Annotated in this window: 16 protein-coding genes; 6 read left to right on the forward strand and 10 right to left on the reverse strand. The window is 71.7% G+C overall.

The window, feature by feature from the left end:
* Positions 1–171: 171 nt before the first annotated feature.
* The 6 genes from WME76_RS38750 to WME76_RS38775 form a co-directional block, all read right to left on the reverse strand.
* Positions 172–1,269 carry an isocitrate/isopropylmalate dehydrogenase family protein gene (locus tag WME76_RS38750; RefSeq protein WP_437957178.1) on the reverse strand — a complete coding sequence of 366 codons (1,098 nt, stop codon included), beginning with the start codon at positions 1,267–1,269 and terminating at the stop codon, positions 172–174.
* A 17-nt stretch (positions 1,270–1,286) separates the two neighbouring features.
* The gene (gene ald / locus WME76_RS38755; RefSeq protein WP_437957179.1) at positions 1,287–2,399 is read right to left on the reverse strand and encodes an alanine dehydrogenase; all 1,113 of its coding nucleotides are present in this window, start codon (positions 2,397–2,399) and stop codon (positions 1,287–1,289) included.
* 156 nt (positions 2,400–2,555) lie between these two features.
* Positions 2,556–4,160 carry a DUF4388 domain-containing protein gene (locus tag WME76_RS38760; protein ID WP_437957180.1) on the reverse strand — a complete coding sequence of 535 codons (1,605 nt, stop codon included), beginning with the start codon at positions 4,158–4,160 and terminating at the stop codon, positions 2,556–2,558.
* Positions 4,161–4,189: 29 nt separating this feature from the next.
* The gene (locus tag WME76_RS38765; protein WP_437957181.1) at positions 4,190–6,076 is read right to left on the reverse strand and encodes a diguanylate cyclase domain-containing protein; all 1,887 of its coding nucleotides are present in this window, start codon (positions 6,074–6,076) and stop codon (positions 4,190–4,192) included.
* Complete coding sequence (gene dapF / locus WME76_RS38770) at positions 6,073–6,870, reverse strand: diaminopimelate epimerase (protein ID WP_437957182.1); 798 nt, start codon at positions 6,868–6,870, stop codon at positions 6,073–6,075. Before dapF ends, WME76_RS38765 begins: the two co-directional genes overlap by 4 nt.
* On the reverse strand, positions 6,867–7,211 hold the full coding sequence (locus WME76_RS38775) for a DUF167 domain-containing protein (protein ID WP_437957183.1): 345 nt from the start codon (positions 7,209–7,211) through the stop codon (positions 6,867–6,869). Before WME76_RS38775 ends, dapF begins: the two co-directional genes overlap by 4 nt.
* Before the next feature lie 252 nt (positions 7,212–7,463).
* Between WME76_RS38775 and WME76_RS38780 the strand changes: the two genes are divergently transcribed.
* Positions 7,464–8,225, forward strand: a complete 762-nt coding sequence (locus WME76_RS38780; RefSeq protein WP_437957184.1) for a hypothetical protein — start codon at positions 7,464–7,466, stop codon at positions 8,223–8,225.
* Positions 8,226–8,309: 84 nt separating this feature from the next.
* On the opposite strand, the gene WME76_RS38785 is transcribed toward WME76_RS38780, so the two are convergent.
* Positions 8,310–8,924, reverse strand: coding sequence for a hypothetical protein (locus WME76_RS38785; RefSeq protein WP_437957185.1), 615 nt, complete (start codon positions 8,922–8,924; stop codon positions 8,310–8,312).
* A gap of 170 nt (positions 8,925–9,094) precedes the next feature.
* Here WME76_RS38785 and zapA point away from each other — a divergent pair, with 170 nt between their 5' ends.
* The 3 genes from zapA (at position 9,095) to bioD (ending at position 11,368) form a co-directional block, all read left to right on the forward strand.
* Positions 9,095–9,424, forward strand: coding sequence for a cell division protein ZapA (gene zapA, locus WME76_RS38790; protein ID WP_437957186.1), 330 nt, complete (start codon positions 9,095–9,097; stop codon positions 9,422–9,424).
* A 139-nt stretch (positions 9,425–9,563) separates the two neighbouring features.
* A complete protein-coding gene (locus WME76_RS38795; protein WP_437957187.1) occupies positions 9,564–10,676 on the forward strand; it encodes an aminotransferase class I/II-fold pyridoxal phosphate-dependent enzyme in 1,113 nt (370 codons plus the stop codon).
* Positions 10,677–10,723: 47 nt separating this feature from the next.
* Positions 10,724–11,368 carry an ATP-dependent dethiobiotin synthetase BioD gene (gene bioD / locus WME76_RS38800; protein ID WP_437957188.1) on the forward strand — a complete coding sequence of 215 codons (645 nt, stop codon included), beginning with the start codon at positions 10,724–10,726 and terminating at the stop codon, positions 11,366–11,368.
* A gap of 1,039 nt (positions 11,369–12,407) precedes the next feature.
* Here the strand turns inward: bioD and WME76_RS38805 are convergent.
* From WME76_RS38805 to WME76_RS38815, 3 genes are all read right to left on the reverse strand, one after another.
* Positions 12,408–12,536, reverse strand: a complete 129-nt coding sequence (locus WME76_RS38805; protein WP_437957189.1) for a hypothetical protein — start codon at positions 12,534–12,536, stop codon at positions 12,408–12,410.
* 527 nt (positions 12,537–13,063) lie between these two features.
* Complete coding sequence (locus WME76_RS38810) at positions 13,064–13,720, reverse strand: ATP-binding cassette domain-containing protein (protein ID WP_437957190.1); 657 nt, start codon at positions 13,718–13,720, stop codon at positions 13,064–13,066.
* Positions 13,721–13,745: 25 nt separating this feature from the next.
* The gene (locus tag WME76_RS38815; protein WP_437957191.1) at positions 13,746–15,161 is read right to left on the reverse strand and encodes a serine/threonine-protein kinase; all 1,416 of its coding nucleotides are present in this window, start codon (positions 15,159–15,161) and stop codon (positions 13,746–13,748) included.
* A 710-nt stretch (positions 15,162–15,871) separates the two neighbouring features.
* Here WME76_RS38815 and dnaN point away from each other — a divergent pair.
* On the forward strand, positions 15,872–17,002 hold the full coding sequence (gene dnaN / locus WME76_RS38820) for a DNA polymerase III subunit beta (RefSeq protein WP_437957192.1): 1,131 nt from the start codon (positions 15,872–15,874) through the stop codon (positions 17,000–17,002).
* On the forward strand, positions 16,999–18,147 hold the full coding sequence (gene recF, locus WME76_RS38825) for a DNA replication/repair protein RecF (protein ID WP_437957193.1): 1,149 nt from the start codon (positions 16,999–17,001) through the stop codon (positions 18,145–18,147). The genes dnaN and recF overlap by 4 nt, the downstream gene beginning before the upstream one ends.
* Positions 18,148–18,426: the final 279 nt, after the last annotated feature.

The raw sequence follows: 18,426 nt of genomic DNA on the forward strand, positions 1-18,426 counted from the left end.
TGGCGGTCCCGTATCACAGGAGGATCGGACACCCGAACTTCTCGGCGATCGGTCCCTCGCCCACGGCGCCCACCCCGGGTCACCTCAACCTCGGTCGGTCACCTCAACCTCGGTCGGTCACCTCAACCTCGGTCGGTCGCCCCAACCCGGGTCGGCCTCGACCTCGGTCGGTCACCCCGACCCCGGCCCCAGCTCCGCGGCGATCTGCTCCCGGACCCATGCCCCCGCGGCCCGCGTCCCGAGCGTGCCGCCGACGTCGACCGTGCACATCCCCTGATCGAGCGCCTGCGAGACCCAGCGCTCGATGCGCCGCTCTTCCTCGGGCCACCCGAGGTGGGCGAGCAGCAGCCCCGCCGTGAGCATCGCCGCGAACGGGTTCGCCACGTCCTTGCCGGTGAGCGGCGGCGCCGACCCGTGCACCGGCTCGAACAGCGCGACCCGCCCCGGCTCCGACGCGTGCACGTTCGCGCTCGCGGCCATGCCGAGCCCGCCCTGCAGCGCCGCCCCGAGGTCGGTCACGATGTCGCCGAACAGGTTGTTCGTCACGATCACCTGGAACTGCGACGGATCCTGGATCAGGTACAGGCACAGCGCGTCCACGTAGACGTGGTTCGACTGGATCTCCGGGTACTGCGCCCGCACCTCGTGGAAGACGCGCAGCCACAGCTCGTGCGCGTGCCGCATCGCGTTCGACTTGTCGGCCATCGTGACCCGCGTCCGCCCGTTCGCGCGCGCGTAGTCGAACGCCGCCCGGATGATCCGCTCGACGCCCTTCCTCGTGTTGATGTCCTCGTTGATCGCGACCTCGTCGGCCGTGCCCCGCTTGAACTGCCCGCCGACCCCGACGTAGATGCCCTCGGTGTTCTCGCGGAAGACCACGAAGTCGATGTCCTTCGCCGTCCGGCCCTTGAGCGGGACGAGCCGGTCCGACAGCGCCCGGACCGGCCTCACGTTCGCGTAGAGGTCGTAGCCGAAGCGCATCCCGAACAGGATGTCGCGCGCGTGCTCGAGGTTCGGCACCCGCGGATCGCCCAGCGCGCCGAGCAGCACCGCCGAGCACTCGCGCTGGATCGCCACCTGGATCTGGTTCGGGAACGTCGTCCCGTCGCGCAGGTACCGGTCCGCGCCGAGGTCGAGCTCCCAGAGATCGATCGGCAGCCCCGCTCGAGCCTGGTAGAGCTCGAGCAGGAGCTTCGCCTCCGCGGTGACGGACGGACCGATCCCGTCGCCGCCGATGATCGCGATCTTCTTCCTTTTTCCGGCTGCCACGTCGTCGCGCTCCGGGCTCAGCCGAGCGCGCGTTCTACCGGCACGTACTCCAGCCGGTGGGCCGCCGCGACGGGGCCGTAGGTCACGTTCCCGCCGTGGGTGTTGATGCCGAGGGCCACCGCCCGGTCGGCCTTCGCCGCGGCGATGATGCCCTGGTTGGCGATCGCCACCGCGTAGCCGATCGTCGTGTTCGTGAGCGCCCACGTGCTCGTGTGCGAGACCGCGCCGGGCATGTTGGCGACGCAGTAGTGCACGACCCCGTGCACCTCGTAGGTCGGGTGGTCATGGGTCGTCGGCCGGCACGTCGCGATGCAGCCCCCCTGGTCCACGGCGACGTCGACCACGACCGTCCCCTTCTCCATGCGGCGGATCAGCTCCTCGGTCACGAGCAGCGGCGCCTTGGCGCCCGGCACGAGCACCGCGCCGATCACGAGATCCGCGCGCTCGCACATCGTCTCGATGTTCTCCGCGTTGGAGTAGAGCGTCTCGATCGCGCCCCCGAACACGTCCTCGAGGTAGCTCATCGTCTCGGCGCGGACGTCGAGCACGGTGACCTGCGCGCCCATCCCGACCGCGATGGTCGCCGCGTTCCGCCCGACCACGCCGCCGCCGAGGATCGCGACGCGGCCGCGCCGCGTCCCGGGCACGCCACCGAGGAGCACGCCCTTGCCGCCGCGCTCCTTCTCGAGGCACGACGCCCCGACCTGCACCGCCATCCTGCCGGCCACCTCGCTCATCGGCCGGAGCAGCGGCAGCGAGCCGTCCTCGTGCTGGATCGTCTCGTACGCGATGCCGGTCACGCCGCGCCTGGCGAGCTCCTTGGTGAGATCGGGCTCGGCGGCCAGGTGCAGGTAGGTATAGAGGAGCAGCCCCTGGCGGAAGTGGCCGTACTCGGAGGGGAGCGGCTCCTTCACCTTCACGACCATGTCGGCGCTCCACGCTTCCGCGGCCGACCGCACGATGAGCGCGCCCGCGCGCCCGTAGGCCTCGTCGGAGATCCCGCTGCCTTCGCCGGCGCCGGACTCCACGAGGACCTTGTGCCCGTGCCCGACCAGGGCCCGGACGCCCGCCGGCGTCATGCCGACGCGGTACTCACGTGTCTTGATCTCCTTGGGGACTCCGATCAGCACGACGCGCGCTCCTCTCCTCGCCGGACTGCTCGAGGCGAGGCGTGGCGACGATAGCAGAAAGCTGCCGCTGCAACGCTGCAACCGGCGGTCGAGAACGCCGGTTTTCGGGCGAGAAACCCGGAAAATTCGCTCCAACCTGGCGCCCGCGACGGCGGGTCACACGCCCGCGGCGGCCTCGAGCGCCGCGCGCACCAGCAGCGTGATCTGTCCGGGCGACGCGAGATCGAGCGGACCCATCATCGCCTCCGCGTCGATCAGCAGGAGCTCCAGCGCCTCGCAGTGGGCCGCCAGCGCTTCCTTCCCGGCGTCGCCGAGCCGGACGACAGCGGCCGCGCCGTGCAGGGCGAGCGGCCAGGTGGGGGCGAAGCCCTCGTCCGTGGGGAGGCCGACAAGGGCGAGCTCGACGCCGTCGCCGAGCCGGATCACCCCGAGCGGCCTCGGCAGCGGCGCGCGCGGCGGGGGCTCGGCCGGGACGACGGCGTCCGCGATGCGGCGGACCGCGTGGGAGAGCGTCGTCATGCGGCGCGCGCTGCCGGCGACCACGACGTGCGGCGGCGGCGTGAAGCCCGGCCGGGCCAGGCGCGTCACCAGCGACCGGAGCACCGGGAAGTGCTCCGGCGGCGCGAACGGCGTCGTCAGGTCGGCGAGCGAGATGCGGCGGACCTTCCCGGCCGCCGTGAGCTCGATCACGACCTCCAGGATCAGGAGATCCGGCGCGCCGATCTCGTCGAGCAGCTCATCGAGGCTGTGCGGCATCTGGAGCAGCGCCGTGATCTTCTCGGCCACGAGCGCGCGCTCCGCCGGCTCCCCGACGGACGCCGGGGGCGGCGTCGTCGGGTAGCGCGTCACCGCGAGCATGCTCGCGGCTGGCTCCGCCGCCCGGAGCGTCGGCGGCGGCGGCATCGATCCCCTGGCCGCGCCGGTGGGCAGCAGCGCGGCGGTCACGTCGGGCACCGACGTCGGGGCGCTGGCGTCGTCCGCCGCGGCGACGTCGCCGGCCGCCGGGCCGAAGGCCTCGTGGCCCTGGAGCGGGGACAGGTCGAGCTCGTCGCTGGACGGCTCGGTCACCAGGAAGGCCTCGCCGGCCGGCGCGAGCTCGCTCCGCCGGCGCTGGACCTCGTCGACCTGGCGGAGCGCCTCCATCAGGAGGCGCGACGTCGGCGCGATGATGCGGCGCACGCTCGTCGGCTCGCCGGGCGAGAACGCGAACTGCCCGTCGCGCTCGCCGAGCAGCCGGTACAGCGCCTTCTCCCCTTCGAGGCGACGGTAGACCGCGTCGATCACCTCCCCAGCCGAGAGCCGCAGCTCGCCTGCGCCGGCCGGCGTGGTGATCCCGAGGACGCCGCTCCGCCGGTTCATCGCGAGGAGCTGCAGCAGGTCGACGAGCGGCACCTGCTCGAGGTCGCCGCGGGTCTCCTGGAGCACCGTCGGCTTGGAGCCCCGCGGCGAGGCCTCGGTGATGCGCGAGACGATGTGATCGACGTCCCCGCGCAGCACGTCGTCGGGGCCGAGATCGCCCTCCGCGCCGTCGACGAGGAACAGGATCGGCGTGTCGGCGAGGTCGGGGACGGCGGCGAACGCGTCCGCGAGCGCGCTGTCCTCGTCGATCGCCCTGGCGGCGAGCACGACGTCCGGTCGCCGCTTGAACGCCTGCTCCACGGCCTCGAAGGCGCCGTTCGCGTTCGCCACGGTGAGGCCGCGCGCCCGCAGCGCCGACGCGAGCGCGCCGAGCGCGTCCACGTCCGAATCAACCAGCAGCACCCTGCGAGACACTGGACCCACGCCTCCGATCAGCCGAAGACCCGCAGCCCGACGGCGCGACCGAGCCGCTCGGCGAGAAAGTCCGCTAGCAGCGGATCAGCCGCGTGAATACCCTTCACGAACCCGCCCTGGTTTCGACCGACCAGGGCATACGCGCCGTGCTCTGCCAGGACGCAGAGCGCCTCCATGTCGTCGCAGCCCGGCGACGACCGGAGATCGAGGGCGTGCACCACCACGTCCTCGCGCGGCGCGCCGAGGAGCGTCCGCACCTGCGCCCCCAGGCTGAGCCCGTCGTGGTGCGCGACAAGGATGAACACGGCGCCGCCGCGGAGCGCGTTCCTGACCACCGACGTCGCGAGCAGCGCCGCGTCGGACACCGACAGGTCGAGCGCGCGGGGCGCCGAGATCGCGAACGGCCCCTCGGCGGACGGGGCCTCGCGCACGAGCAAGCTGAAGATCTCGCCGATGCTCCGCCGATCCTGGGAGATGCGGTGGACGACCGACGACCTGGTGGCGTCGGCGCGCTGGCGGGCGATGCGGAGGAGCTGCGCGAGGCTCTGGCCGTCGTGCGGGAAGGTGGCGAGGCCGACGAGCAGCCCCTTCGGCAGGTACCCCGCGCGCTTCTCGCTGCCGGCCACGCGGGAGAGCATCCGGCGGTGGCAGGCGTGAGCCTCCAGGCCGGCCGTCTCGGGCATGAGCAGGTGGAACTCGTTCTCGTCGACGCGGGCCAGGATGTCGGTGTCGCGCACGGCGCGGAGCAGGTGCTCGGCGACCTGACCGGGGTTGAGCGTGGTCGGCGGGGGCGGCGGCGTGGTCCTCCAGAACGCGAGATCGCCGGGGCGCTCCGGGGCGGCGGCCGCGTCGGGCTCGATCACGATCGTCGCGATGGTGAACCGGCGGCCGTACCGCCGCGCCTTGTCGATCTCGCGGCCGGCGACGTCGACGTAGTAGGCGAACGAGTAGGCGCTCGTCGCCGGGTCCTTCATCGCGGCGCCGCCGGTGGAGCGCTCGCGCTCGCCGAGCAGGGCGAGCGCCGTCGTCGCCTGCGTGGCGAGCAGCTTGACGAGGCCATCGAGGAGCGGGGCGCGCCGCGACGCCGAGGCGCTGCTGTCGGGGCGCCTGACCGACGGGAACGCGGAGCTGCGGCCAGGCTCCTTCTGCAGCAGGAGGTGCCCTGCGGTCATCTTGCGGAGGGCGAGCGGGACGACCACGAGCTGCTCGCGCCGGGCGAAGTCGAGGATGTCGGCCTCCGTCCCGTAGGCGGGCGCGCGGTCGAGCGGCCCGTTCATGGCCGCGCGGGTCAGCTCGCTGGATCGCTCCCCCACGGTCAGGTACACGGCCGCCGCCGCCGCGCCGGTCGCCTCGACGAACACCTCGGCGACCTGCTGAGCCGCGGCGTTGCGGTCGCGCGCGTCGGCGAGCTCCGCGACGCGGGCGATCCACCCGGCCGCCCGGGCGCTCCGCGCCGACTCCTGCTCGAGCTGGATCCGGAGCGCCCGCTCGGCGAAGCGCAGCCGCACCGAGCCGACCGCGTTCAGCACCTCGTCGCCGCCGAGCGGCAGCAGGAAGAGCCCGGCGCCGCCGAGCGCGACGGCGTGCGCGCCCGCCTCGAGCTCGGCCTTCGTCGCCAGAGCGAACACCGTCGCGTCGGGCGCGAGCGCCTTCAGGTGGTGGACCATGGCGAGCCCGGCCCCGTCCCCGAGCCCGACGTCGATGAACGCGACGTCCGGCGCGGCGGCCTCGGCCAACGCGATCCCCTCCGCGAGGTCGCTGGCGAGCATCAGCTCGTCCGACGTGATGACCCGCGAGAACAGCGTGTGCGTCGGCCCGTCGGCGATGACGGCGAGCACCTTGAGCGAGATATCGTTCACCGGCGCCCGGCTTGGACTCCAGACCCCCTCGAGCGAGGCGGTCACGCGATCACCACCTCGCCCGAGAACGCCCGGCGCGCCGGGCCCTGCATGAGCAGCTCCAGCGACCCGGCGGCGACGGTGATGCGCAGCGCGCCGCCCGGCAGCACCACGCGGAGGGGCGCTCCGTAAGGCGCTCGACCCTGCGCGCAGGCCGCCGCGGCCACGGCGCAGGCGCCCGTGCCGCACGCCAGCGTGCGGCCGACCCCGCGCTCCCAGACGGTGACATCGATGCACGCCGCCTCGCCCTGCTCGGCCGGTCGAACGCGGCAGAACTCGACGTTGATGCCCCCTGCAGGCGTCGTCGCGACGATCGGCCCGAGCTCGTCGATCGTGTCCTCCGTGGCGGGATCGAACGTCACCGCGTGCGGGTTGCCGACGTCCACGGTCGCGAACCGGTGCTCCGCGCCGAGCGCTGCGACCACGAGCGGCTCGCCCATGCGGGCGCGTCCCATGCCGACGAGCACATCGAAGCGGTCGCCGACCCGCGTGACCTCGCAGCGCTTGTCGCCGGCGTCGGTCGCGATGGAGAGCGCCTTCTGGGGGGTCCCCCGGGAGACGAGGTAGGCCGCGACGCAGCGAATGCCGTTGCCGCACATCTCGGGGCGGCTCCCGTCGGCGTTCCAGACCTGCATGCGCGGCCGCTCGCGATCGATGACCAGCACGCCGTCGGCGCCGACGCCGAACCGGCGATCGCAGAGGCGCCGCGCCGCCTCGGCGGTCATCGGGACCGCCTCGACGAGGATGAAGTCGTTGCCAAGGCCTTCCCACTTCTCGAAACGGACGACGTTTTCCTTCATCGCTTCGCCCCGGCGAGCCGCTCTCGCGCCTCGGTCTCCTTGAGCCCGCGGACGGCGACGACCTTGCTCCTGCCGCTCGCGCCGAGGGCGATCTGGACATCGCTCTGGCGCACGTCGAGCGCGCGCGCGAGCAGCTTGACGAGCTCCGCGTTGGCGGCGCCGTCGACGGGCGGCGCGGCCAGCGCCACGTCGAGCGCGCCCTCGCGCACCCCGACGATGGCCGAGCGCGACGACCTCGGGCGCACCTGGACCGAGATGCGGACGCCCTCGTCGCGCGCGGTGATGGTGATCGCGAGGCGACTCCAGTCGTGGGCGGCGCCGCTCTCCTCGGGTTTGCTCATCTCGCCGCCGGCATCGTAGCGTATCTGGGAGCTCACGCGTGATTCCCGCGAGGCGCTGTGGCGCCGCTCGCCGGTCGGACACCGCGAATTTGCCGCCCGGCGGGCGGACCCGCTACTCTTTTCACCGGGTCGTGGGCGGCTCGCGCGGCCACGACGGGCTGGGCGACTCGCGCCAGCGGTTTCCAATGTTCGCCGCTGATGCTCATTTCCGCGGTGGAGGCGTTTGCCATGACTGATGAAGGAGAAGGGTCCGTGAACGCATCGCCCGGCCTCTTGACGAGGTTGTGTGCGCTCGCGCTGCTCGCGGCGTCGGGTGGCCTGTTCGCGTCCGCCTGCGCCGACAACGAGAGCAGCCTGTTCATCCGCCAGCGCTTGGCCGTGCCGGCGACAGGGGAATGCCTCGTGAGCTGCAGCCCAAGCGAGCCGTCCTCGCACGGGGATGCGATCGACTCCGCCTATGCGGGCAGCCACATCGTGAAGCTCCTCGTCGGCAACCAGGTCGTGCAGCGGGGCGACTCGGATGTGCTCCGCACGGAGACCTCGCGCGTCCAGCTCTACGAGGCCGAGGTCCGCATCTCCGACATGGAGGGCAACCCCGTGAATGAGGGGTACGTGGTCCCGATCAACGGCGTGGTCGACCCCGGCACCTCCAGCAATGCCGGCTACAACTGCACCGACGTCCTTCTCATCGACGGCGCCACGATGGACGACCTGCGCGTCCAGGCGGCGGAGCTCCGGCGCGACGTCGAGGTGCTGGCGACGGTCGTCATCCGGGGCAGGACGCTGGGCGGCCAGGAGGTCGAGACCGCCGAGTGGTCCTACCCGGTCAGGGTCTGCTTCAACTGCAGCCGGTGCGTCGACACCATCCCTCCGGTCTGCTGCAGCGGCGCCGCCATCGAGGAGTGCGAGGACCTCGAGGAGCTCGAGCAATCCTGCGGTGGCACCCGTGGCCTCCAGGACTGCCGCAACCTGGGCCAGACCTGCGCCGAGCACATCGCGGGCTTCGGGCTCTGAGGGATCCTCGCAGTACGCCGGATCGAGGCGCCGTCACGGCGCCGGTTCAGAGGCGCCTTCACGGCGCCGATTCAGAGGCGCCGGTCACGGCGCCGGTTCAGCTCGGCGCACCGGGGCCGCTTCGGGTGACGGCCCCTTGATGGCGTTGATCGCATAGACGAACGGGAGGCCCAGCAGCGCGACGTCGAGCTGGGCCGCGAGGACGACCGAGGTCTCCTTCGAGGCGCCGAGCCCGATCCGCATCTGGGCGAGCAGCCCTGCGCTCACCGAGTAGCTGGAGTGGAAGTTGTAGCTGCGTCCGCCCCAGAAGAGCGCCGCGGCGACGCCCGGCTCCGCGCCATCGGCATCCTCGCTCCATCGGCCGTACAGCCCTGTCGAGACGACCAGCGGAAACAGCTCGAGGACCGGGGCGAGCGCGGAGATACCGGCGCCGAGCTGGATCTCGTCGAAGGCGTGGGTGAGCACCTCGGCGTAGGGCCCCACGCCGAACTCGTCGTTGGCGGCGCGGCCGAACAGGACGTCTCCCCTCATGCCGGCGTGGAAGAGGGTGGTGTCCCAGAGGTGCCGATCCAGGCCGGCGCCGGCGGCGCCCAGGGTGACACCGACGCTCGCCTGGGGTTCGGCGCGGGCTGTGCCGTGCGTAAGGACGATCCCCAGGAGCGCGGCAACCGAGAGTGCTGGGCGAACCGCCGTGGCCATGGTGGTGCGATGCTACAGGGCGCTGCTGGAGAGCGCGCTTCAAACCGCCGTTGATGCGCTGGAGACGAGCTCTCCGGGCCTGCGGTCGAGGTGCCACGGCGAGTCGCTCCGTTCGTGCGGTGCAGCCCGCCCTGCGCGTCGGGTGGGGTTCATGGTAGCGTCCGGGGGCCATGGCGCGCCGCACAGTACAGCTACGGGTAGGTGGTCAGACCTACCGCGTGGTGACCTCCGCGAGCGATGAGGAACTCCAGCGGCTCGCTGCTGTCGTCGACCAGAAGCTCGCCACCGTCGTGCCCGCCGGCCGCTCTGTCACGCCGCAAGCGATGTTGCTGGCGGCCATCGCGCTCGCGCACGATCTGGAGCAGGAGCGAACCCGGGCGTCTGCGATGGCCGGACGGGCGCGGGACGCGTTTGGACGTATCCTCCAGCGGGTGGACGCGGTGCTCGGCGCCGGCGCCGAGACGTCGTCTTCCGGCGAAGCGAACGACAGCACGCCCTGAGCTGGAGTCGCCGCCGCCCCTGAGCTGGAGTCGCCACTGCCGGGCGACGCCCCCGTGACCCGCCTCGCTGCCGACTGGAGATGTCATGCCTGCCCCCGTGGACGACGTTGTTCGTATCCCCAGCCCAGGCCCCGAGGGCATGAGCGCCCTTCGCCACCTCCAGGACGAGCTCTCCGAGCTGGACCGCGCTGGGCTGCTGCGCACCCCGCCCGTCGCCGCGGCGCCCGCCGGAATGCTGGTGCTGTGCTCCAACGATTACCTCGGGTATGCCGGTCTCCCGTGGTCATCGGCGGACGACGCAGCGAGCGGCGCCGGGGCGTCGCGGCTGGTGAGCGGGACGCATGAGGCCCACCTGGTCGCCGAGCGCGAGCTGGCTGCCTGGCTCGGGACGGAGGCGGCGCTCCTGTTCTCGTCGGGGTACGCGGCCAACGTGGGTACCCTGGCCGCGCTGGCCAGGCCCGGGGATGTCATCGTTTCGGACGCGCTGAACCATGCGTCGATCATCGACGGTTGCCGTCTGTCGAGGGCGGCGGTCGAGGTGGTACGCCACGGCGATCTGTCGTCGGTCGAGGCCGCCCTCGCCCGCGCCGGGGGCGCTCGCCGCCGGTGGGTCGTGACCGAGTCGCTCTTCAGCATGGATGGGGACACGCCGGATCTCCGCGGCCTTCGGGCGCTCTGCGACCGTCACGACGCCGCCCTCATCGTGGACGAGGCGCACGCCCTTGGCGTCTGCGGTCCGAGCGGCGCTGGCCTGTGCGCCGAGGCGGGTGTTCGCCCGGACGTCCTCGTGGGCACCCTCGGGAAGTCTCTTGGTCTTCACGGCGCGTTCGTGGCGGGGTCCTCGACGCTGCGGACCTACCTGTGGAATCGCGCCAGGAGCTTCGTGTTCTCCACCGGCATCAGCCCCATGGTGGCGCTCGCCACCGTCGATCGCGTGCGCCGCGCCGCTGCGGACGACGCAGGTCGGGCGCGCCTGGCGATGGTCACCGACCGGCTCCGTTCTGGTCTTCGAGAGCTGGGAGCCCGGCTGCTGCCAGGGTCCTCGGGTCCGATCCTCCCCTGGGTCCTGGAGTCGCCCGGCGTTGCGGTCGAGATGTCGCAGCGGCTCGCGCGGCAGGGCATCCTGGTCCAGGCGATCCGCCCGCCGACCGTTCCGGCGGGCACATCGCGCCTCCGCATCACGTCGAGCGCGTCCCTCTCCGAAACGGACGTCGAGCGCGCCCTCGCAGGGTTCCATGAGGCGATGCGGTGAGGGGCCGTGCTGTTTCACGTGAAACAGGGCAGTTCCGGGTCGCGGTGGTGGGCACGGGAACCGGCGTGGGCAAGACGCACGTCTCGGTCGCCTTGGTCGCGGCTCTGGCAGCGCGCGGCGTCCGGGTCTGCGGCCTGAAGCCCATCGAGTCGGGCGTGGACGGCGCATCGACGACGGACGCTGACCAGCTCGCGCTCGTCAGCTCGATTCAACCGGAAGCTGCGCCCTACCGCTTCGCCGAGCCCGTCTCCCCTCACCTGGCCGCGCGCCGGTGTGGGGTCGCCATCTCGCTGGACGTCGCGACCGCGTGGGTCGCCAGGCAACCGGCTCCCGTGGTGATCGTCGAGAGCGCCGGGGCGCTCCTCTCCCCGCTCGGACCTGGCCTCGCGAACGCCGGTCTCGTGCGCGCGCTCGCTCCGGATGCTCTCGTGCTTGTCGGTCTCGACCGGCTCGGCATCCTTCACGAGGTCGCCTCCTGTCTTCTGGCGCTGCGCGCGCTCGCCCCCGGCCTGCCACCCGCGCTGGTGCTGCTGAATCCGCCCGCGGCCTCCGATGCATCGACCGGCACCAATGCTGAAGAGCTCGAATCGCTCGGCATCACGTCGAACACCGTCGTGATGCCGCGCGCCGCTCCGACGGCGCCGGCGTCGCTCGCCTCGGCGCAGTTCGCCCTGGCGCGCCTCGCACTCTGAGAGTCTGGCTCGGAGGTCTCGCGAGGGGCGAAGCGCGGTACCTGGCGCGTTCCTCGATGCCGTCCGTCGTCGGGACGACACCCGCCCGGCGTGCGACCGAAGAGCTGTCGGCAGTCACGGGGACGTCGCGGCGGATGCGCGATTGGTTGGTCCGGGGTGCGCTCGCGCAAGCGGCTGGCGCGGGTTCGAGCACGAAGCAGCGGAAGGACAACCCGAAGGCGCTCGAAACCGATGCTCCCTGTTTCACGTGAAACTATCCGGGCCTCCCCGCTGGACTCAACGAGGAGTCGACGAGAATGCGACCGCACCGGCACCAGCAGCAGCGGCTCGCTCTGGGCGCGACCCCGGCGTTGACCTCCACTGACGAGCGCAGACCTCGCAGCGCCCTCGCCCTGGATGCCCTCGTGATGGCTGGACTCGCCCAGCGCGGCGTCTTCCCCGAGATTGCCTGCTGCGCATCCGCCCACTCCTTGGTCCCGGCCTGCCCGCGCCTGATGTTGCTCGCCAGGCTAGAGCACCGAACGGGCTGAAACCGCGCGAAATCGCCCGGTTCCATGGCCCACGCGCCCACGGCCCCGCGACACGTCGAGCCTGGACCGGCTCACGTCCGACGTGCGCGACGTGGCGATGGCGAAGCCGGCGGCCTGCGACGGCCCATGCGCCTGCTCTGCGAGCCGGGCGCGCAGGGCGCGCAGGGCCGCATCGCGTGCCCCGCGTGCGCGAAGCTACGCTGAGGGCCAAGCCGGCCGTGATGCCCCGATCCGCTCCACGGTCGCGGTGAACCGCTCCACGGTCGCGGTGAACCGCTCCACGGTCGCGGTGAACCGCTTCACGGCTGCCCCAAACCGCCTCACGGCTGCCCCAAACCGCTTCACGGTTGCTCTTCTCGCCTCGGACCCCCGGTGCCCCCCCCATCTGGTGCCCTTTTCGCCTCGGACCCCCGGTGGCCCCCCGGGTCTGGCGCCCGTTTCGCCTCGGCCTCCCGGTGGTCCTCCCTTAGAGGGCGTTACCGCGGCGCCGCGGCCGCACTTCTCGCGCGTCAGCCGACCGATGTCGCCGAGCAGGCGGTGACGAACGGCGTCGTGAACGCCGCCTGGGCCGAGTCGCTCAGGCTCCGCAGCTCACCCGGCGGAGCGACGATCGGCACGATGTACACGGGCCCGTTCAACGGCCTTTCGAATGCACTGAAACACCGACGATGAGGCAGCCCCGAAATCAACCGCCAAGGACGCCGAGAGCGCCAAGAAGAGAACCAGATCGTGGCGTCCTTGGCGCCTTGGCGGTTCGAATTTCTGCTCTTTCGAGCGGTTTCAACCCGTCTGTCCTTCCAGGACACCGAACGGGTTGAAGCCTCGAGAAAACGAACCACAGAGGGCGCAGAGTTTCGTTTGTTGTTCCTCTGTGCCCTCTGTGCCTCTGTGGTTCAAATCTCTTCATTCCTGGGGGTTCAAGCTGATCGGCGCTCTAGCACCATCGGTCGCCGAACGACGCCGTGGTGCCACGCGCCGCTCCCAGAACACCGGTCCGGCCGCCGCGGCGCAGCTCGCTCCGGTGCGCCTCGAGGACGATGCGCCCCGCTCGATTCATCCGACGGGCAGCAGCTCGGTGCGAGGAGAGAACGCGACGACCGGCAGGAAGAGCCTGCTCTCCTCATCCACCCCGAAGCTGCCCGCGCCTCCCGGGTCGGGTCGGAGCTCAGGAAGCCGCCGGGACGACGCGCCCCCGCTCAAGCGTCAGACGGGCAGCGGCTCGACCCCGGAATACCTCCGGCTCATGCGAGACGACAACCACGGCCGCGCCGCGTGCCACCTCCGCCTCGACCACGGTGAGGAGCCGCGCCACCCCGGAGCGATCCAGGCCGGTGGTGGGCTCGTCCAGCAGCACCAGCGACGGATCGTGCACCAGCGCTCGGGCCAGCGCGATGCGCTGTCGCTGGCCGCGCGAGCACGTGCGGAGCGGCCTCGTCGCGAAGCTCCCCAGCTCGAAGCGCTCCTCCGCGTAGCGCCACGCCTCGTGAGCATCGAGACCGTGGAAACGGGCCGCCAGCTCCACATTCTGCCGACCGGAGAGATCCGGATACGCCAGCGACTCGTGCGAGAGCCAGCCGATGCTGCCGCGGGCCAGCCCGGCGTCCTCGCCGAACGGCTCGTAGACGATCGTGCCCGAGGTGGGACGGACCACCGTGCCGAGGATCCCGAGCAAGGTCGACTTGCCGGACCCGTTCGCGCCCTCGATGAGCGTCAACTGCCCCGCCTCGATCGTCGCGTTCACCCCGCGCAGCGCCGCCGTCGTCCCGTACGTCTTCACGATGCCCCGCGCCACAACGCGCTCGACCGTCCCCACAGCGCTCACCTCGCTCCTCTGCTCCACGTCCGGTTCAGCTCTGGTCCCCGTCTCGCGCCCAACCTTCACCCCGGATGAGCGTGGTCATGTCCTCCGGGAACGGCGTCGGATCCACGAGGGTCGCCTCCGTGTCGTCGGACAGATCGTCACCCCGCGCGAGCGGAGGCAGCGACGGGATCGTCGGCCGGTCCTCCGTCTCATCGTCTCGGGCCTGGCCGCCCACCAGCTCCGGCGCCGGCTCGCTCCGCCGGCGCCCAGGGACCCCGCCGGTCGCCGCCTCGAGAGCCCGCGACGACCACACGCTGTGGCGTAGCTGGATCCCCTTGCCCGCCGACGTCCGAGATCCCTGCCTCGCTGGCTCCGACGTCCGAGGCCCGTGCCTCGCCGGCTCCGGCGGCACGCGACCGCTCGCGACGAGAATCGGTCCAGGATCGCCCCCTCCCCTGTCGCCCGCGACCCGAGCAAACATCATGGTCGCGTCGTCGTTCCGATCCTCGACCATGTTCTGCACCGGGAGGCGCTCCGGCCGGCGTCGCTGCGGCGCCGGCGCCTGGCTCCTGAACCGCCGCAGCGCCTCCTGGAACTCACGGGCACTCTGGAACCGCTCTTCACGCGCCTTCGCCAGGGCACGATCCACGAGACTCGACAACGCAGGCGAGATCGACGGGTCGAGCTCCACCACCGGACGGTGCCAGAGGGTGAGGATCTGGACGAGCAGCGCATTGTAGTTGCGCGCGACGAATGGACGTTGACCGGTCAGCGCCTCGTAAAGGATCACGCCGACAGCCCACAGGTCGAGCCGGTGGTCAAGCTCCACGTCGCCCCGGGCCTGCTCGGGCGCCATGTAGTACGGCGTGCCCATCACCATGCCGGTGCGGGTCAGATCCATCACCGCCCCGTCCACGCCAGCGGCCTGGGAGATGCCGAAATCCAGCAGCTTGGCGACGGGCAGCATCCCGGCGCGCTCCGAGAGGAAGATGTTCTCCGGCTTCAGGTCGCGGTGAACGATCCCCCGCTCGTGCGCGGTCACCAGCGCCGAGAGGACCTGAAGCATGATGTCGATGAGCTCTCCCGGCGGCACCACGCCGCAGCGCTCGATCCGCTGCGCCAGCGTCTCGCCGTGCAGACGCTCCATCACGAGGTAGGGGCTGCCGTCAGGGAGTCGCCCAATGTCGTACACCTCACAGATGTTCGGGTGACCGATGCGCCCCGCCACGCGCGCCTCGTGCTCCAGCCTCGAGATGGCCTCGCCCTGCTGCGTCTCGCGCGCATGCATCACCTTGACAGCGACCAGCCGCCCGATCTGGAGGTGCTCGGCCTCGTAGACGGCGCCCATGCCGCCCTCCCCGATGATCGCGGTGACCCCGTACTTGTCGCCGATCACGTGGCCGAGCAGCGAGCGGCCGAGCGAGGTCGCGCCCGCGCCGTCACCCCTCGACCACGCGGCCATCCGCAAGTCCGCGCCGGAGGGCGACGGCGATCGCGACACCCCGAGCTCAGGGCGCGCGCCGCCGCGGGTCGCCAGGCGGGGGGCCGCGGCGGGAACGTCCCTGCGGGAGGGGGACGCCGACCTGGGCAGCGGCACGGCCGGTCGGGGCACGGAATCCACAACCGCGGCGCCAGCCCGCGTTCCTCCACGCCACGATGGAGCTCCGCTCGGCTCGATGACGAGCCCGGTCGCCGGACACACGACCGCCGCCACGTCGTGGTGGTTACCGCAGTGGATGCACCGCACCGAACTCAAGTCCGTACATTCTGCAATACTCCATCCGGGTGCCGCTCGGAACCGCACAGCGCACGAGGGGCCAGGGCGCGATCGCTGTGCTCGCTCTACATTCCCGCATTCCTCGAGGGGGATCTTGGGGATAACCCCTTCGAGAACCCTGGGGACAAAGCGGGGGAGACGAGCCTCCCTCCGGCTGTCCCCTTTCCTCCTACCCCTGAGGACGGTCCATTTACCCCAGGGCGTCCGCTTCTAACCCATGGGAATCGTTGATCATTCCGAGTTATCCCCGCCCTCCACAGCGCCTACGACGAAGACGTTGTCTTTATCTATCTATTTCATGGAAAGAAGAGGCGCCGCGCAAGGTCATCGGAGCGGTCATTTCCGGCCCACACCCGGGCGATAACCCTGCTAAAGGGTGCGCTCCGGAGTCGGCCATGGACCTTGTGATCCCCAAGAAAGATCTGCTTCGCCTCGTCGCGCGCTGCCAAGGCGTGGCGGACAAGAAGAGCGCCATGCCGGCGCTCGCCAACGTCCTGCTCGCCGCCGACGGCAACGCCGTCCGCGTCGCCGCGACCGACCTGTACCTCGGGGTCACTGGCCAGACGCAGGCGGACATCAAGACCGGCGGCTCGGTCGCCGTCCCGGCCAGGGACCTGCTCGAGCGCGTGAAAGCGATGCCCGACGGCCCGGTCCAGATCACCACCACCGAGGGCGCGCACACGTCGCTCAAGGCGGTCGGATCGCCCCGGCGCTACACGCTCCCCGGGCTCCCCGGCTCAGAGTTCCCGCAGCTCCCCGCCCCGGCCCACGACGCGCCCTCGCTGGAGCTGCCCGTCGAGCAGCTCGCGCTCCTGATCACCCGGACCCACTTCTCGATCTCCACCGACGAGACGCGCGCCCACGTCAACAGCGCCCTGTTCGAGTGGGCCGGCGATCGCGTCCGGATGGTGACCACCGACGGCCACCGCCTGTCCAAGATGGAGGCGACCGTCTCCGGCAGCTCCGCCACCGCGACGATGCTCATCCCGCTCAAGGCGATCACGGAGCTCCGCCGGCTCGCCGAGGAGGCGCGCGCCGAGAAGGAGACGCCGATGGTCGCCATCACCCAGAGCGGGCCGAACGCGTTCTTCAGCATCGCCGGGATGCAGTTCTCGGTGAAGCTCGTCGACGCGCAGTTCCCGCCCTACCAGCAGGTCATCCCGTCCGTCACCGAGCGCTCCGTCCGCGCGCCCCGCGTCCAGTTCGCCGAGGCGCTCAAGGCCATCGCGCTCGCCGCGAACGACCGCACCGGCGGCGTGAAGCTGTCGATCGCGCCGGGGACGCTCCGCATCACCAGCGAGAGCCCGGACACCGGCGCGGGCTTCGACGAGCTGTCGGTCGACTACAGCGGGCCCGAGGTCACGATCGGCTTCAACGCCAAGTACTTCCTCGACGTGCTCGCGGCCATCGACGACGAGGAGATCATCCTCGGCATCTCCGGCGAGCTCGATCCGGCCGTGCTCCGGCCCGGCAGCGAGTCGAACCAGCAGAGCTACGTCGCCGTCGTCATGCCGATGCGGATTTGAGCGCGCCCGACGAGCTCCTGGGACGTACCCCGAGCCTGCTCCTCGAGCGGCTCCAGATCCGCGAGTTCCGCAACCTCGGACGCGTGGACGTCGAGCCGGCGCCGCGCCTCAACGTGATCGCCGGCAACAACGGGCAGGGCAAGACGAGCCTGCTCGAGGCGATCTACTTCGCCGCGACGTCCAGGAGCTTTCGCACGCACAGGGCCGCGGAGCTCGTGCGCCACGGCGCCTCGGTCGCGAGCGCGCGGGCGCGGTTCCTCGAGCGCCGGGGCGCGCTGACGCCGCTCGCGCGCGAGCAGACCGCCGCCGTGGAGAACAAGCGGTGCGTCGTGAAGATCGACGGGAACCGGCCGCCGAGCCTCGCGAGCTTCGCGACGCGATCGCCGGTCGTCGCCTTCCACGCGGAGGAGCTCGCGCTGTCGACCGGGCCCGCGAGCGCGCGGCGCACGCTGCTCGATCGGCTGGCGCTGTTCATGGACCCGCAGAGCGGCGATCACCGGGCCCGCTACGCGCAGGCGCTCCGCGCGCGGCACGAGCTGCTCCACCGTGGCGCGGGCGCGGCGGCGCAGGCGAGCTCGGAGCTCGACGCGTTCGAGGAGCTCTGCGCCCTGCACGGGGCGGCGCTCACCCGCGCCCGCGAGGCCGCCGTCCAGGCGCTCGCGCCGGAGCTCACGCACGCCTTCGCCCGCATCGCGGCGCCAGACCTGAGGCTGGCCGCGCGGTACGCGCCGGGCGGCTCCGGGGATGCCGAGCAGGCGCGAGAGGCGCTGCGCGAGCAGCGGCGCCGAGACGCCCACCGGCCGAGCGCCGGGTTCGGTCCGCACCGCGACGACCTGCTGCTCGAGCTCGACGGGCACCCCGCCCGCGTTGTCGCCTCCCAGGGGCAGCACAGAGCGCTCACGCTGTCGCTCAAGGCGGCCGAGACCGCCGCCATTGCGTCCGTCCGGGGCGTAGAGCCCATTCTGTTGCTCGACGATGTATCCAGCGAGCTCGACCCCGACCGCACGGCAGCGCTGTTCCTGTTTCTCGGGATGGCACGCGGACAGGTGTTCCTGACGACGACGCGGCGTGATCTCATCGTCACGCCGGGGGTACCTTCCTCGGAACGCCGCGATTTCCACGTCGAGGGCGGCGCGCTCAGCTAGCGCGCGCGGCGGGCACGCGGGGGTGAGGCGCGTCGGCGGAGCGGGCGCCGACACGGCACCGCGACCCCGGCCAGAGGCGTTGATCCACCCCCCTCAGGGCGCGAGTTGGAATGCTCCGGACGCGCCCGCGCGAGGCGCTGAAAATACGGTGTTACGAGGCCTCCGGACCCGGCGAAACGCTTGCCCGAGCCGCTGATTTCAGCTACATTTCCGCAGTCTTTACGGGGCCTCGACGAGCGATCCGCGCATGATCGCTCGTGGCCTCTGACGCGACCCGGC

Origin of the sequence: Sorangium sp. So ce119, from assembly GCF_051524405.1 — a bacterium.
In the GTDB taxonomy this organism is placed as follows: Bacteria; Myxococcota_A; Polyangia; order Polyangiales; family Polyangiaceae; genus Sorangium; species Sorangium cellulosum_G.

Bases quoted from the DNA above. Each gene is read 5' to 3' on its own strand.
- WME76_RS38775 (WP_437957183.1), bottom strand. From the start codon at position 7,211: ATGAGCAAACCCGAGGAGAGCGGCGCCGCCCACGACTGGAGTCGCCTC.
- WME76_RS38795 (WP_437957187.1), top strand. From the start codon at position 9,564: ATGAGCGCCCTTCGCCACCTCCAGGACGAGCTCTCCGAGCTGGACCGC.
- zapA (WP_437957186.1), top strand. From the start codon at position 9,095: ATGGCGCGCCGCACAGTACAGCTACGGGTAGGTGGTCAGACCTACCGC.
- WME76_RS38815 (WP_437957191.1), bottom strand. From the start codon at position 15,161: ATGGCCGCGTGGTCGAGGGGTGACGGCGCGGGCGCGACCTCGCTCGGC.
- dapF (WP_437957182.1), bottom strand. From the start codon at position 6,870: ATGAAGGAAAACGTCGTCCGTTTCGAGAAGTGGGAAGGCCTTGGCAAC.
- WME76_RS38785 (WP_437957185.1), bottom strand. From the start codon at position 8,924: ATGGCCACGGCGGTTCGCCCAGCACTCTCGGTTGCCGCGCTCCTGGGG.
- dnaN (WP_437957192.1), top strand. From the start codon at position 15,872: ATGGACCTTGTGATCCCCAAGAAAGATCTGCTTCGCCTCGTCGCGCGC.